Source organism: Nitrospirota bacterium (genome assembly GCA_035516965.1).
Classification (GTDB): domain Bacteria; phylum Nitrospirota; class UBA9217; order UBA9217; family UBA9217; genus MHEA01.
In genome coordinates this window covers 1-13,063 of the sequence record DATIZR010000047.1, presented here as the reverse complement: position 1 = coordinate 13,063, position 13,063 = coordinate 1, and the positions used below count along the sequence as shown (strand labels likewise).

The window sequence follows — 13,063 nt, the reverse complement described above, 5'->3', positions numbered from 1 at the left end:
AAAACAGAAAGGGCCTGGAGGAATTGCCTCCCGGCCTTTTTTTCGTCCTGATTTTCGGGGATGGTAACGTTTCCAAACCCCATGTCCCTCCTCTTACCGTCAGCCTCTTTTTCCACGGCCGGTCCCGTGAACGGCTTCTCCTCATTTCGTCTCCGATCCCGCTGCCGTCTGCCGGTTCCACCATCCGCCGCCGAGCGCCTGGAAAAGAGCGGCGGTATCGGCGAAGCGCGCGGCCTGGGCCTGGACCAGGTTGATCCGGGTCTGCAGATACTGCCTATCGGCGATCAAGAGGGCAAGATAGTTCGCCCCCCCGAGCTGGAACTGCTTCCGCGTGAGCTCGAGCGTATCATGCGCCGCGGACTCGGCATCGGCCTGCGCCTGAAGGATGTTCGCATCGGCCTCGAGCGCGCGCAGCACATCGGCCACCTCCCCGAAGGCCTGCAGCACCACGGCCCGGTACTGCGCTTCCGCCTGGTCGTATGCTGCGACGGCGGCCCGCTGCTTGGCGCTCACTTCCCCGCCGTGGAAGAGCGGCTGCAGCAGTCCTGCTCCGATGTTCCAGACCCCTGTTCCGCCGGAAAGGAGATCACCGGCCGTCGTGGTCAGGGAGCCGAAGCTCCCGGTCAGCGTTATGTGCGGATACCGGTTCGATTCTGCAACTCCGATCTGGGCGCTCGCCGCATGCAGCAGGGCTTCCGATGCCCGGATGTCGGGACGCTGCCGGACGAGCGATGAGGGGATGCCGAGAGGGAGTTCCCCCGGAAGAGTGAGTCCCGTGAGCGTGAACTCGGGAAGCTGCCCGGCTTCGACAGGGAAACGGCCCGCGAGGACCGTCAACGCATGCCGGGTCCGGCTCAGCTCCTTGGCGAGCGGCGGAAGGAGGGCCCGCGTCTGCGCGAGCTGCGTCCGCTGGAAAAGCACGTCGATGCGGGCGGCTCCCCCGAGCCGGTACTGGAGTTGGACGAGATCGAGCTCCTTCTCCTGGGCGGCCACGATCTCCCGCAGCGCATCGAGCTGCGCCCGGAGCGATGCTTCCTGGACAGCGGTTGTGACGACGTTCGACGCGATCGTGAGCCTGGCGCCCTCCAGAAGGAATTTCTGGGCATCGATCTGGGATTCCAGGGACTCGAGTTCCCGCCGGGCGCCGCCGAAGAGGTCCAGCGAATAGGAGACGTTCACGGAGGCGTTGTACAGCGTGAAGGGGCTTATCACGAGATTTGGCTGGCCCAGGGACGCGCCCGATATCTTTTCCCGTACGACCGAAGCTCCTGCATCCACCTTGGGATAGACAACCGCGCCGATCGTCGCCTGCAGGAGCTCCTGCGCCTGGCGGAGCGTTGCCTGCGCAGCGGCAATGTTCGGATTGCCGGCCAGCGCCTGTCGGATCAGTCGGTCCAGCTCAGGGGAGCGGAACAGGGTCCACCACTCGGCGGGGATGTCCCTGCCGGGTACAAGTCGCTGCGGAGCGCCGGCAGTCCCTGGCGCTGACGCGGTCTCAGCGGGGAGGCTCCCGGACGTGTAGGAGGCGACCTCTGGCTGCCCGGGCGTCCGGTAATTGGGTCCCACGACGCAGCCGGCTGCCGCAAGGCAGGCCGCAAGGGCAAGAGCGGTCTTGAGGGAACATGAAGGGCTCATAGGGTTTTCCTTCCCGGACCGGTCGCGCTCGTCCGTCCGGGAAGGCTTCTGGATACGAGTATAAAGTGGACGGTTGGAAATGTCAATCGATCGATTGAAAATGTATCGGCCCTGTGGTATGCTCTTTTCATGAGAAGCGCGGGAACAACGGCCGCGGCCGGTCGGCCGGCGGGCAGGCGCAGCGCACCGGCAGAGCCAGGCGACGGGGAGGATACCGTTGCCCGCATCGTGTCGGCGGCAACGCGGCTCTTCGCGGAGCGGGGATACGACGGAACGTCGGTGAAGGAGATCTGCCGCGCAGCCGGAGTCAACATCGCGGCCATCCACTATCATTTCGGCCTGAAGGAGAACCTGTACCGCCACATCGTCGAGCAATTCGACGCGGAGCGTCTGGAGCGGGCCCGGCAGGTCCTCGAGCCGCCGCAGAACGCAGAGGAACTCACCGTGCGGCTTGAGCTTTTCCTCCGCCAGACCCTGGAAGCCATGATCCACCAGCCCGCGATCTTTCTGCTCATCCAGCGAGGGATCGAGATGTTCGACGCCACCAGCGAGGCGGTGTTCCGCAACACGATCCACAGGCATTTCACCGGCCTCGTTGAATTCCTTACGCAGGCCAGGAAGAACAAGCTCCTGGCAGCGGACGTGGACGCGTTCTCCGCTGCAGGATTTCTCATGAGCCAGGTGCAGCACCAGACTGTGATCGACAAGATCAAAAAAAAGTATTTCGGCCTGTCGCTCCAGGACGGGAAGTACCGGACCCTGTGGGTCCGTCAGACGGTCCGTCTCTTTCTGCACGGGATCGCCCCGAAATAAGCCTATCGAGAGGATCGAAACCATGCCTGCCCTGAAGAAGCCCCAGAAGATCATCCTTGTCGGAGCGGTCGTCGCGCTCGCGATCTCTGCAAAGTTCATGTTCTTCCGCGGCGAGTTCCTGTACTCGGGAACGCTCGAGGCCACCAAGGTCGATCTGTCCGCCCGGATATCTTCGGCCATCCAGGCCGTGCACGTGCAGGAGGGCGACCGCGTCGCTGAGAACCAGGAACTCGTGGTCCTTGCCTGCGAGGATGTCAAGGTAGCCTCGGAGCTGGCGAACGAGAACTACCGCAGGACGCTCGGCCTGTACAAGGCGGGAACGGCATCCCAGGACACGATGGACCAGGTGAAGAACAAAAAAGAGGACGCCGACGTCCGGTTGGGTTGGTGCACGGTCCAGTCGCCGATCAACGGCGTCGTGCTCAGTCGGTATCACGAACCGGGCGAACTGATGAGCGTCGGGACCAAGCTCCTGACGCTGGCCGATATCCGGGACATCTGGGCCTACCTCTACGTGCCCCAGCCCGCCGTTGCAGGGCTCCACGCGGGCATGAAGCTCAAGGGATACCTGCCGGAGCTGAACAACCGGGAATTCGTCGGCACCATCGTCAAGATCAACGACGAGGCGGAATTCACGCCTAAGAACGTCCAGACCCGTGCAGAGCGGACCCGGCTCGTGTTCGGCGTCAAGGTGAGCTTCCGGGAATCGAACCAGGAAGAGATACTGAAGCCGGGAATGACGATCGAGGTCAAACTGCCCGGGGAATAGTCCATGGCGCAGAACCGGATATCCATAGCGGTCCGCGGCGTCAAGAAGTCTTTTGGCCAGCGGGCGGCGCTCGATGGAGTCACGCTGCAGTTCGAACCGGGCGTGATGCACGGCGTCATCGGGCCCGAGGGAGCGGGGAAGACGACCCTGATGCGGCTCATCCTCGGCCTGATGAGACCCGCCGCGGGAACGATCGAGTTCTTCCGGGACGGGCTGCCTGTTCCCTTCGAAGAGGTCCGGCCGGGCCTCGCCTACCTGCCGCAGCAGCAGAGCCTCTATGCCGACCTGTCCATCGATGAGCACCTCAACTTTTTCCGCGACCTTTACGGGATCCCTCATGAAAGCTTCGAACAGAAACGGCGGGAGCTGCTGCAGATCACCCGGCTGGGCGAGTTCAGCGGAAGGCCGGCGGGACAGCTCTCGGGAGGCATGTACAAGAAGCTGGGCCTGATGTGCGCCCTCCTGCGGTCGCCTGACGTGATGCTCCTCGACGAGCCCACGACCGGAGTCGACCCCATCAGCCGCCGGGAATTCTGGGAGCTCCTGTACCAGCTGCTGGACCTGCAGATCCTGATCATCGTGACAACCGCATACATGGACGAGGCGGAACGGTGCGGCCGGGTGCATCTCCTGGAACGGGGAGCCCTCGTCGGTGCGGGCGCTCCGCGGGAGCTCCTGGAGCGCGAGGGTGTAAAGAACTTTGACGAACTGTTCGTGAGGAGAACGGAACATGCCTGATACCGCGGTCGACGTAAAGGATCTGACGGTCCGGTTCGGCGATTTTACCGCCGTCGATGGGATCTCCTTCAGCGTGGAGCGAGGGGAAGTCTTCGGGTTCCTGGGCGCGAACGGCGCGGGGAAGACGACCACGATCCGCGTGCTCTGCGGGCTTTTGCGGCCCACGGCGGGCATGGTTCGCGTCGCGGGGGCGAGCTTCGACGACGGCGAACGGGCCATCAAGGCTCGCGTCGGGTACATGTCCCAGAAATTCTCGCTCTACAACGATCTTACCGTCGAGGAGAACCTGGACTTCATCGCCTCCCTCCGGAAGCTGGACAAGGCCCGTGCGCTCGAGCGGCGGAAGGAGCTGCTGGACTTCATCTCCTTCGACCGGTCCCTGAACACGATGGTCCGCGACCTGCCGGGCGGCACGAAGCAGCAGGTGTCCCTGGCCGCGTCGCTCCTGCACGATCCTGAGATCATCTTCCTCGACGAGCCGACGGCGGGCGTTTCTCCTGCCGCGCGGAGCCTGTTCTGGTCGCTCATCCGACGGCTGTCGGAGCAGGGTAAAACGGTCTTCGTCACGACGCATTATATGGATGAGGCCGAGCAGTGCGGCAGGATCGCGCTGATGCGGGAGGGGAAGATCATCGCGCTCGATACGCCGCCGGGGCTGAAGCGGGACGCATTCCCAGGGCCCATGCTGGAGTTCGAACCGAAGGAAAGCCTTACCTTCGCTGAGATATCGGCGCTCGCGCGCCATGGGGCGTTCTCGTTCTTCGAACCCTACGGGCTGCGGTTCCATGCGTGCGTCGGAAACGATGCGCAGTGGGAAGCGGCAAGGCCCGGTTTCGAACGGAGATTCACCATCAGGAACATTGAGCCGACGCTCGAGGATGTCTTTATTCGATCGGTGGAGGGCAAATCCCCGTGAACTCGTTCGTCTGGAGCAGGGCCGCGGCCATCTCCCGCAAGGAAGTGTACCACATCCTGCGCGATCCTTTCACGCTCGGGGCCGCCTTGGGCCTGCCTGTCTTCATGGTCATCATGTTCGGCGTGGCGATCGAGTTCAACGTGAAGAATGTAGGCCTGGCCGTGAGCGACTCAGACCGGACCCAGAGCTCGCGGAGGCTTTTGGACACCTTTGCGAGCTCCGGTTATTTCCAGGTCCTCCCAGCCCTGTCGCCCGGCGAAGCGATGACCGAGGTGTCGTCGGCCCGGACGAGGGCCGCGCTGATCATCCCGCCGCGGTTCGAGCAGGACCTGTTCGCGGGCCGGGGCGCCGAGGCGCAGGTTCTCCTGGACGGGTCCGACAATTCGACGGTCGGCCCCGTTCTCGGGTACGTGGGCAGCATCCAGACCCTGGCGTCCCGGAGGATCGGCGGGTTCGACCAGCCCGCGCCCTACGATTTCCGGACGAGATTTTTGTTCAATCCGGAGCTGAACAGCCGGTGGTTCGTGATCCCCGGCCTGACCGTGGTGGTCATGGCCATGATCTCGGTCCTGCTGACGGCGCTTACCGTAGCGCGGGAATGGGAGAACGGATCCATGGAGCTGCTTCTGTCCACGCCGGTCGAACCGATCGAGATCATCGTGGGGAAGCTTGCGCCCTACGGCGTCCTGGGGGTCCTTGCCGTCACCTTCGTTTACCTCATCGCCCGGACGATCTTTGGCGTTCCCTTTGTTGGCAGCCTGGCCGTATTCGGGGCGGGCTGCCTGCTGTTCCTTGCGACCTATCTTGCCCAGGGCCTCCTCATTTCCGTCGTCACCCGCAACCAGGCGCTGGCCATGCAACTGGCGATGATGTCCGGCATGCTTCCGGTCCAACTGCTTTCGGGCTTCATCTTCCCCATCGCGAGCATGCCGGTCTTTTTCCAGTACTTCACCATGATCCTGCCGGCGCGGTGGTTCATGAACATCGCGCGAGACACCTTCCTGAAGGGCTCGACCCTGTTCGAGCTCGGCGGACCGTTCCTGGCGCTGTCGCTCTTCTGCATCCTGCTGATCCTCGCGGCCACAAAACGGTTCAAGAGGGACCTCGAGCCATGAACAGGACGCTCCTGGGCTTCATCAAGAAAGAGCTGACACAGACGCTCCGGGACAAACGCATGCGGATCATGCTGTTCGTTATGCCCCTCATCCAGCTCACGCTCTTCGGCGTAGCCATCTCGAACGAGGTGAAGAACATCCGGCTCGCGGCCCTCTTCGCGCCCGACGACACGGTCCTCCGCCACGTGTACGAACGGAGCATCGGGGGGCGGTGGTTCATCCCCGCGCAGCCGGGCGGAGCGGATCCCTATACCCTGATCGAGTCCGGCGCTGCGGATGCAGTGCTGGTCCCGCCCCCGGGAGGGTTCACGCGGGCGCTCGGCCGGGGCGACGCACATCTCCAGGTGCTGATCAACGCGACCAACGTGCTCCAGGCGCAGTCCGTGGAGGGCTATCTCCAGTCGATCGTCCAACAGACCGTGAGGGACGACCTGAAGCTGGAGCCGCCCTCGTCTCCCATCAGGATAAGCACACGCGTACTGTTCAACCCTGAGCTCGAAACCTCCGTGTTCATGGTCCCCGGCACCATGTGCATGATCATGCTCATATCAACCCTGATCATGTCCAACATCGCGATCGTCCGGGAGAAGGAGATGGGGACCTTCGAGATGCTGATCAGCGCGCCGGTGTCGCGGTCGGAGGTCATCTACGGCAAGACCATCCCCTATGTCGTCCTGGGGATGTCCAATGTGCCCCTGATCCTGTCCGTGGCGGTGTTCGCGTTCCATGTGCCCATGCGCGGCTCGCTCCCGGTCCTGCTCATCGCGGCCTTCGCCTTTGTCTGCACCGCCGTCGGCCTCGGCACCCTGATCTCCACCTACTGCAGGAACCAGCAGCAGGCAGGACTTGCCGGCTTTCTGTTCCTGTTTCCGATGATCATGTTCTCGGGCCTCATGTTCCCCATCGAGAACATGCCCGAGTTCCTTCGCTGGCTCGCTTTCCTCGACCCTCTTGCCCACTTCATGGGACTTCTCCGGAACATCATGCTGAAGGGAGGGGAGACCGCCTACGTCGTGCAGCACATCGTCTATCTCGTCATTCTGGCCGTGGTCAGCGTCGTGGCCAGCTTCCGGCGGTTCCACACGACCCTCGAGTGAGCGAGCGCAGCCATGACCTGCCGCCGAGGGCCTTGCAAATTGCGAATGTTTGGAGTAGGCTCGATCAAGAGCCACGCCGCACCGGATCCTGCGGGATACCATCCCGCGGGCCCGACACCCAACCTCGCCGCACAAGGAGACAGGTTTATGAAAAGGAGAACCGCGGTATACGCGGGCATGCTCATCATGGCCATGATGGGCCTGCTCTTCGCATCAGCCGGCTGGACGAGCGACAGCGCGCCCCGGATCGCCAAGGAGGAGGTGAAGGCGCTCCTGGGAAATCCGAATATCCTCATCCTGGACGCGCGGACCGGGTCCAGCTGGAGCGGCAGCGACCGGAAGATCAAAGGCGCGGTCCGGGTCGATCCCCATGATGTTTCATCATGGATCAAAGGTGTTCCCCGGGAGAAGAAGCTCATCGTCTACTGCTCCTGACCCGACGAAGGAACGAGTGCCCGTGTGGTGCTCGAGCTCATGGAGCGGGGATATAAGAATGTTTTCGCGCTCAAGGGCGGATGGAACGCATGGGTGGACGCCGGGTATCCGGTCGAAAAAAAGTGAGCGCGTGCAGAATCGAGATTTGGCGCAAAGCCTCATCAGACGATATTATAGAGGCAGCTTTCGGCACGCGTGTGTGCTGGATTAGTCACAAAATCGGGGAGCAACGCCATGCCGGTGATCGTTTATAAGGATCTCAGGATAATTGTTGATGACGACGGGTTCCTCGTAGACCTCAATGACTGGTCGGAAGAGGTAGCAGGCGTTCTCGCCGCCCAGGAAGGTGTGGGAGAGCTGGCCGAAGACAAGCTCGACATCCTGAGGTTCCTTCGGGAGTACTACCGGAAGCACCGGTTCTTTCCCATTGTGCGTTTTGTGTGCAAGAATGTCCATCAGCCCAGGAACTGCGTGACCGAGCGGTTCCTGGACCCGGTCAAGGCCTGGAAGATCGCCGGGCTGCCGAACCCGGGCGAGGAAGTGATCAGGTTCAAGGAGTGGGAACCGCTGGGGTATTAGCCGGGGCTGAAGCATGAGGTCGACGGAGTTCCGGAAAAAAGCCGGCGAGCATGGATGACAGCACCATGTTCCCGCCGGCTTGCTTATTCAGCCAGAAAAACCGGTGACTTACGGTCGCCGATTTGCTGCTCCCGCATTCGTTGCTATACGCCGCCTTTCTCGATGCTCACCTTCTTTGTCTCCTTGAACCATGAGAACTTTCCGCTCTCGACGGTCCCGAAGGGCAGGTACATGAGCTCCACGTCAACGATCATGTCATAATCCTGGAGCGTGGTCACATCCTTGCCGTCCTTTTTGGTGAACTCCGCCGGAAAGGGGATGTCGAACTTCTCGATGACCGGGCGGTTGGGCGGCAGGCCCGTATCGCGGATGATGCCGCTCTTTTCATAGGGTCCGCGGCCCATCTTGTCGCCGCGTCCGAGCTGCTGGGGAATGGGCATGTAGATCTTTGACTGTCTGAACAATTCTTTTCCTTGTGTGTCTCTCGCGGTCACTTCCAGGACCAGCCGGTTGGGCGTGGGTCAGCCATCGGGGATGGCGTGTCCGGCGCGGTTGGTCATCTCAACTCTGACCAGGGCCTGGGGCACCATTCGAGAGCCGTCCCGCCACTGGTAGCCGAGGGTTTCGACCTTGAAATCCACCGCGGCCTTGGCCATGCCCGGGTCGCGGTAGGCCTGCATGTTGTGGCCGAGCTTGCTCCTCTTCATGTGGCATTCCTGGCAGCGCTCCTGGCCGCCCTCGGCGCGGTACGCCCAGAGGTAGCTGCCGTACAGGGTTGCACACTGAGAGGGGTTCTCCAGCTCGAAGTTCGGTCCGAGGCCGTGGCACTGGCCGCAGAGGATCGACTCATCCATGATCGGGCTGACCTTCATTACCGGATGGGCGGGGTCGGCGTGACTGCCGCTCTTCGCCCCATAGACCTCGTTCTTCTGCGGGAACCCGTCCACCCACTTGTGCGTGATGGCGTTCCGCTGGTGACAGATGAGGCAGTTGATGCTCACCTTGGACAGGTTATGAGCCGCCTTTTCGCGGTCCCCGTCGCTCGTTTTGGGGTCCGAGTAGATGAAGGCCTCCCGGACGATCTCCTTTGCAACAGCGTCCGTCGCATCCGCCAGTTGCGGCAGGTGGCATTTGGCGCAGAGCATCAGGTGTTTCACCTGTACATCTTCAGGCTTTTTTACGCCTGAATACTGCCAGCCCATGAGCCCCACGGAGACAGTCGTTTTGATCGTAGCGGCCGTCCTCCCGGTCCCGAATATGGACCGCGAGTGGATCGACTGCTCCCACTCCTTGTAAACCCCCTCATGGCACCCTCTGCATCCGGTTGAATCATACATCTTTGCAAGTTCGTCGATGCTGGTCGCCTTCTTTGTCTCAGCTGCATGCAGGATCTGATAAGGCATCGCATACGACAAGATAAGGAAAGCGACGACCGCCAGGAAGCTTTGCACTCTCATGCCATTACCTCCTTTCTCGTAGTGTGGTCATTAAGGAAAATTATCGAAGGTAGTAAACGATTTAATTAAGTGTAGGCGGCATTCGCCTGCCTGTCAAGAAACTGATGGGAATAACAGTGTTATATTATCCGCGCCGCTCACCAAATGAAACTGCGTCTGCCGTCGAGCAAGCAAAGGGCAGGGTTCACCGAAAGGGATATTCTTCATACGGTCGTTAAAACGATGTTTGAGTTTGAAGGTGGGGAAACAGGGGTCAGTTACAAGGATGGAACGGGGTCAAACATTCGCAGGTGACTTGACAGCATTTCTCGCGCACATCCGGGTACGGCTGCCTTGCTCGTTAACAAACAGAAACTAAAAATGTTTTTTCAACGCCCAGTTAAGGGAGAGACTCTATCATGAGCTAATAACCTGACGCTGCCTTCATGGCACTGTACTGGTCAGTGAGGAAGAAAATATCGGGCCTGTCCATGACGCCGGCTTTTACCATGGTATCTCTCAGGTCCGGAGACCCAGAGAACGCCTTTGCGCGCGCAAGGTCCTTGGCCTCGAACAGGACAATGACCTCATTGGGATCGTCAGCGCCCCGAAACAGGTATTGCTCCGTGAGCCCTGCCTTGACCCGCTTCGGGAAGTGTGCCTCGTAAGCCTGCTTCCATGCTTTAAAGTCCTTTACTTTATGTCGAACGAGCATGTAGGCGACCATTGACGTCCTCCACTCTTGGAACGCTGCGGTCCGTGTTTCACAATCGCCTGCTGTGGAACAGGGCATCGCAATAAATTCCCTGTTCCGTGGCACTCACTCACATGAATTAAAAGTAGCATCCTGTCCTGATGCTGTCAATTGTACTATAGTATGAAAAAATGAATAGGTGTCTTTCAGGTTCAACCCTGGCCAGAGTCTGCCTGAGTCGCGCTTTGAGTCTCGTTTATTGCGCGACGCCCCAGTCAAGCCGCAGCCTTTTTTCATCAGACGGCTCCACGCTCGTCCCGTATTTTCTACCTTCCCGGTTCAGTACGCCTGCTAGCCAAGCTGCCTCGACAGGCGAGGCCAGGTTCACTCGGAAGCGACGTACCTGCGTCGGTATCATGTCCAGGGCAAGGAGTCTGCCCGTTGCGGGGTCGACTTGCGCGAAGTACATGAGTCCCAGGTCACCGCGAAAATCCTCATGGCCGCCGATGCCTTCATAGTCATTCAGAAGGTCGCCGCATCCATAGAGGATGAGCTTGTCGTGGTAGACCTCGACAGCCTTCACGTGGTGGGCGGAATGGCCGTGGATCACGTCCATGCCTGCTGCATCGATGAGACCGTGGGCGAAGCGCACCTGTTCTGGTGAGATGTCATATCCCCAGTTCGGGCCCCAGTGGATCGAGGCGATCAGGATATCTCCCTGCTTTTTCACCCGCTGCACCTGTTCCCGTATGCGAAGGACCGTGTCAGGGGAAAGGTCCGCGAGGAAGTTTACTCCGGGCCGGCTGTTCAGGGCTGCCCAGGCATCGGCTACGCCGCTCGTCCCGACGGCAAAAGAGAAGACGATCACCCGGCCCTTCCGGCCGAGATCGACGATGGCCGGGGCTTCCGCCTCGCTCCGGTTCCTGCCTGCGCCGGTGTGCGCGATGTTCAGCTTCTTCAGCGTCGCGATCGTCTCCGCAAGGCCGGAATATCCCCAGTCGAGGACGTGGTTGTTCGCGAGCGTGGCAACATCGATCCCGGCCGCGGTAAGGATTGGTGCGTTTGCCGGGTGCATCCGGTAATTGATGCCTTTTCCCTCCCAGTACTCTTCGCTCCTGGTAACTGCCGTCTCCAGGTTGATCATGCGCACGTCGGGCGAGCGCCGGTCCAACTCCGCCAAGGCGTTTCCCCAGACCGTCCTGAAGCTGAACGGCCTCTGCATCGGGCCGGAAGCCTTTTCCGCTAGCCGTGCATACTCCCTCGCGTCGGTCAGGTATGGCTCATGGATACGCGGATCGGAGGGATGAGGAAGGACCTGATCGATGCCCCTGCCGGGCATGATATCGCCGCACAGAAATATGGTTATCGCCGGAAGGTTCATGGCTCTCTGCATGGCCAACGCGGTCGTCATGTGCGCGCATTGAGACGCGGCTCAATAGCGGAGACCCAGGGACTGGACGAGGAACTTGGCAAAGGCTGATGCTGACCGGTATGCTTCCGCCACCTGCTCCAGGAACCGTGGGCTCCGCGCATCCTGCTCGGTGAACGGCGCCGTTACGACGAAATCCTTTCGTTTCAGGTCCCCAATCAGCGGGTGCGTTGGTTCAACGCCCGCGGGCGGCCGCTTGTACGATTCTCCCCAGAAGGTCCAAGTCTGTTTGAACTTCGCGGCCGTCGTGATTCGCTTCCACGTGTCAGGTCGGGACAGGATCGCGTCGCGTATTTTCGAAAGCGTATCAAGGTCGGGATGCCAGATGCCCACTGCGGCAAACACCTCGCCGGGCTCGAGGTGGAGATAGAAACCCGGTGCGTGTACGCCGGCGCCGGCCTCATGCCGGAAATGGGCCGCTGCCATGATCTTATAGGGGCTCTTGTCGCGGGAGAAGCGAGTGTCGCGGTAGATTCGGAAGAGTGAACCGCCCTGGGGGCGAGGGTCGGCTTTAAAGCGGTTGCTGATCCCGTGAAGCGGCGCGGTGAAGTCGGCTATGAAGCGCAGCATCGGGTCCCGAACGTCCGACTCATAGCGCCCCTTGTTCATCTGAAACCATTCGCGGTTGTTGTTCTTCTTCAACAGCCTCAGGAAAGTGAAAAGTTCCGGTCCGAAGTAGGTTTGCTTCGCCATGGCATCTCCCGATTGATTATGATCCTAGTATATCACCGCCCATGCCCGTCATCCTTCAGGATGTCAATGCTCCTGCATGCTGCAGGACACCATGCCCTCCAAAGTATCATGCCCCCATCCCGGATGAAGATTGTACGATGTGCCCGTCTGACATCCGCTTTGTCTGGTACTTAATGAAATCAAAGAATGCTACTTCGCATGTCATCGGCGTTTGGGAGGGAAAAGCGGACATGGGCAAGGGACCGGAGGCGATCAAGGCGACCTATGAGCTGACATCTGCGGGGGAACGCGATCATGGAACGAATGTTTGCCGGGACATCCCACGAGCTGGTGACACTATACCATGAGTACAACGGGAAGCTTACCATGACCGATTACTGCTCGCTTGCCAATCAGCCCCACATGGAGCTCACGATGCCGCGGGCGGCGGCCTGGAATTCACGTTGTCCGAAAAGACGCCCGGTCTTGCGTCGCTCATGGAAATGCATATGCACGCCCTCCGGCTCGTTGCTGACGGCAGGGACAGCATCACCCAGGCCAGGACTCTCTATGACGACAACGGGGAGAAAAAGTGGTGGTCAAATTGAATCGTGCGAAGACCTGATTTTCGTGCGTTCGAGAGCTTGAGTACTTGGCCTTGCAGAGCGGAAAGGGCCGAAAAGCCCGAAGGGGGGAGCTCTTTTACCGACCATTCCCGTTCCTGTAGCAGCGAAC

The 13,063-nt window shown here is 60.7% G+C and carries 14 protein-coding genes; 9 read left to right on the top strand and 5 right to left on the bottom strand.

What is annotated here, in order from left to right; translation table 11 throughout:
• Window positions 1-141: 141 nt before the first annotated feature.
• A complete protein-coding gene (locus tag VL197_07040) occupies window positions 142-1,635 on the bottom strand; it encodes an efflux transporter outer membrane subunit (GenBank protein ID HUJ17732.1) in 1,494 nt (497 codons plus the stop codon).
• A 129-nt stretch (window positions 1,636-1,764) separates the two neighbouring features.
• On the opposite strand from VL197_07040, the gene VL197_07035 reads away from it, so the two are divergent.
• The 8 genes from VL197_07035 to VL197_07000 all read left to right on the top strand — a co-directional run bounded on the left by VL197_07035 (window position 1,765) and on the right by VL197_07000 (window position 8,097).
• The gene (locus tag VL197_07035) at window positions 1,765-2,448 is read left to right on the top strand and encodes a TetR family transcriptional regulator (protein ID HUJ17731.1); all 684 of its coding nucleotides are present in this window, start codon (window positions 1,765-1,767) and stop codon (window positions 2,446-2,448) included.
• A gap of 22 nt (window positions 2,449-2,470) precedes the next feature.
• Window positions 2,471-3,217, top strand: coding sequence for an efflux RND transporter periplasmic adaptor subunit (locus VL197_07030; GenBank protein HUJ17730.1), 747 nt, complete (start codon window positions 2,471-2,473; stop codon window positions 3,215-3,217).
• Window positions 3,218-3,220: 3 nt separating this feature from the next.
• Window positions 3,221-3,955, top strand: coding sequence for an ABC transporter ATP-binding protein (locus VL197_07025; protein ID HUJ17729.1), 735 nt, complete (start codon window positions 3,221-3,223; stop codon window positions 3,953-3,955).
• Window positions 3,948-4,871: an ABC transporter ATP-binding protein gene (locus VL197_07020; GenBank protein ID HUJ17728.1), complete on the top strand. Its 924-nt coding sequence runs from the start codon at window positions 3,948-3,950 to the stop codon at window positions 4,869-4,871. The genes VL197_07025 and VL197_07020 overlap by 8 nt, the downstream gene beginning before the upstream one ends.
• A complete protein-coding gene (locus tag VL197_07015; protein HUJ17727.1) occupies window positions 4,868-5,986 on the top strand; it encodes an ABC transporter permease in 1,119 nt (372 codons plus the stop codon). The genes VL197_07020 and VL197_07015 overlap by 4 nt, the downstream gene beginning before the upstream one ends.
• A complete protein-coding gene (locus VL197_07010; GenBank protein HUJ17726.1) occupies window positions 5,983-7,083 on the top strand; it encodes an ABC transporter permease in 1,101 nt (366 codons plus the stop codon). The genes VL197_07015 and VL197_07010 overlap by 4 nt, the downstream gene beginning before the upstream one ends.
• 147 nt (window positions 7,084-7,230) lie before the next feature.
• Complete coding sequence (locus tag VL197_07005; GenBank protein HUJ17725.1) at window positions 7,231-7,644, top strand: rhodanese-related (seleno)protein; 414 nt, start codon at window positions 7,231-7,233, stop codon at window positions 7,642-7,644.
• A 108-nt stretch (window positions 7,645-7,752) separates the two neighbouring features.
• Window positions 7,753-8,097 (top strand): TusE/DsrC/DsvC family sulfur relay protein, encoded by a 345-nt coding sequence (locus tag VL197_07000; protein HUJ17724.1) that lies wholly within the window; start codon window positions 7,753-7,755, stop codon window positions 8,095-8,097.
• 143 nt (window positions 8,098-8,240) lie between these two features.
• Here the strand turns inward: VL197_07000 and extKL are convergent, their stop codons facing one another.
• The 4 genes from extKL to VL197_06980 form a co-directional block, all read right to left on the bottom strand.
• The gene (gene extKL, locus VL197_06995) at window positions 8,241-9,554 is read right to left on the bottom strand and encodes a multiheme c-type cytochrome ExtKL (GenBank protein ID HUJ17723.1); all 1,314 of its coding nucleotides are present in this window, start codon (window positions 9,552-9,554) and stop codon (window positions 8,241-8,243) included.
• Window positions 9,555-9,957: 403 nt separating this feature from the next.
• Entirely contained in the window at window positions 9,958-10,260 is a 303-nt protein-coding gene (locus tag VL197_06990; protein ID HUJ17722.1) for a cyclase, read from the bottom strand.
• 223 nt (window positions 10,261-10,483) lie between these two features.
• On the bottom strand, window positions 10,484-11,638 hold the full coding sequence (locus VL197_06985; protein HUJ17721.1) for a CapA family protein: 1,155 nt from the start codon (window positions 11,636-11,638) through the stop codon (window positions 10,484-10,486).
• A 21-nt stretch (window positions 11,639-11,659) separates the two neighbouring features.
• Entirely contained in the window at window positions 11,660-12,349 is a 690-nt protein-coding gene (locus VL197_06980; protein HUJ17720.1) for a DUF2461 domain-containing protein, read from the bottom strand.
• Window positions 12,350-12,792: 443 nt separating this feature from the next.
• Between VL197_06980 and VL197_06975 the strand changes: the two genes are divergently transcribed.
• Window positions 12,793-12,936, top strand: coding sequence for a hypothetical protein (locus VL197_06975; protein HUJ17719.1), 144 nt, complete (start codon window positions 12,793-12,795; stop codon window positions 12,934-12,936).
• The last annotated feature ends 127 nt before the right edge of the window (window positions 12,937-13,063 follow it).

Bases quoted from the DNA above. Each gene is read 5' to 3' on its own strand.
- VL197_07040 (HUJ17732.1), bottom strand. From the start codon at position 1,635: ATGAGCCCTTCATGTTCCCTCAAGACCGCTCTTGCCCTTGCGGCCTGC.
- VL197_07035 (HUJ17731.1), top strand. From the start codon at position 1,765: ATGAGAAGCGCGGGAACAACGGCCGCGGCCGGTCGGCCGGCGGGCAGG.
- VL197_07030 (HUJ17730.1), top strand. From the start codon at position 2,471: ATGCCTGCCCTGAAGAAGCCCCAGAAGATCATCCTTGTCGGAGCGGTC.
- VL197_07025 (HUJ17729.1), top strand. From the start codon at position 3,221: ATGGCGCAGAACCGGATATCCATAGCGGTCCGCGGCGTCAAGAAGTCT.
- VL197_07020 (HUJ17728.1), top strand. From the start codon at position 3,948: ATGCCTGATACCGCGGTCGACGTAAAGGATCTGACGGTCCGGTTCGGC.
- VL197_07010 (HUJ17726.1), top strand. From the start codon at position 5,983: ATGAACAGGACGCTCCTGGGCTTCATCAAGAAAGAGCTGACACAGACG.
- VL197_07000 (HUJ17724.1), top strand. From the start codon at position 7,753: ATGCCGGTGATCGTTTATAAGGATCTCAGGATAATTGTTGATGACGAC.
- VL197_06990 (HUJ17722.1), bottom strand. From the start codon at position 10,260: ATGGTCGCCTACATGCTCGTTCGACATAAAGTAAAGGACTTTAAAGCA.
- VL197_06985 (HUJ17721.1), bottom strand. From the start codon at position 11,638: ATGACGACCGCGTTGGCCATGCAGAGAGCCATGAACCTTCCGGCGATA.
- VL197_06980 (HUJ17720.1), bottom strand. From the start codon at position 12,349: ATGGCGAAGCAAACCTACTTCGGACCGGAACTTTTCACTTTCCTGAGG.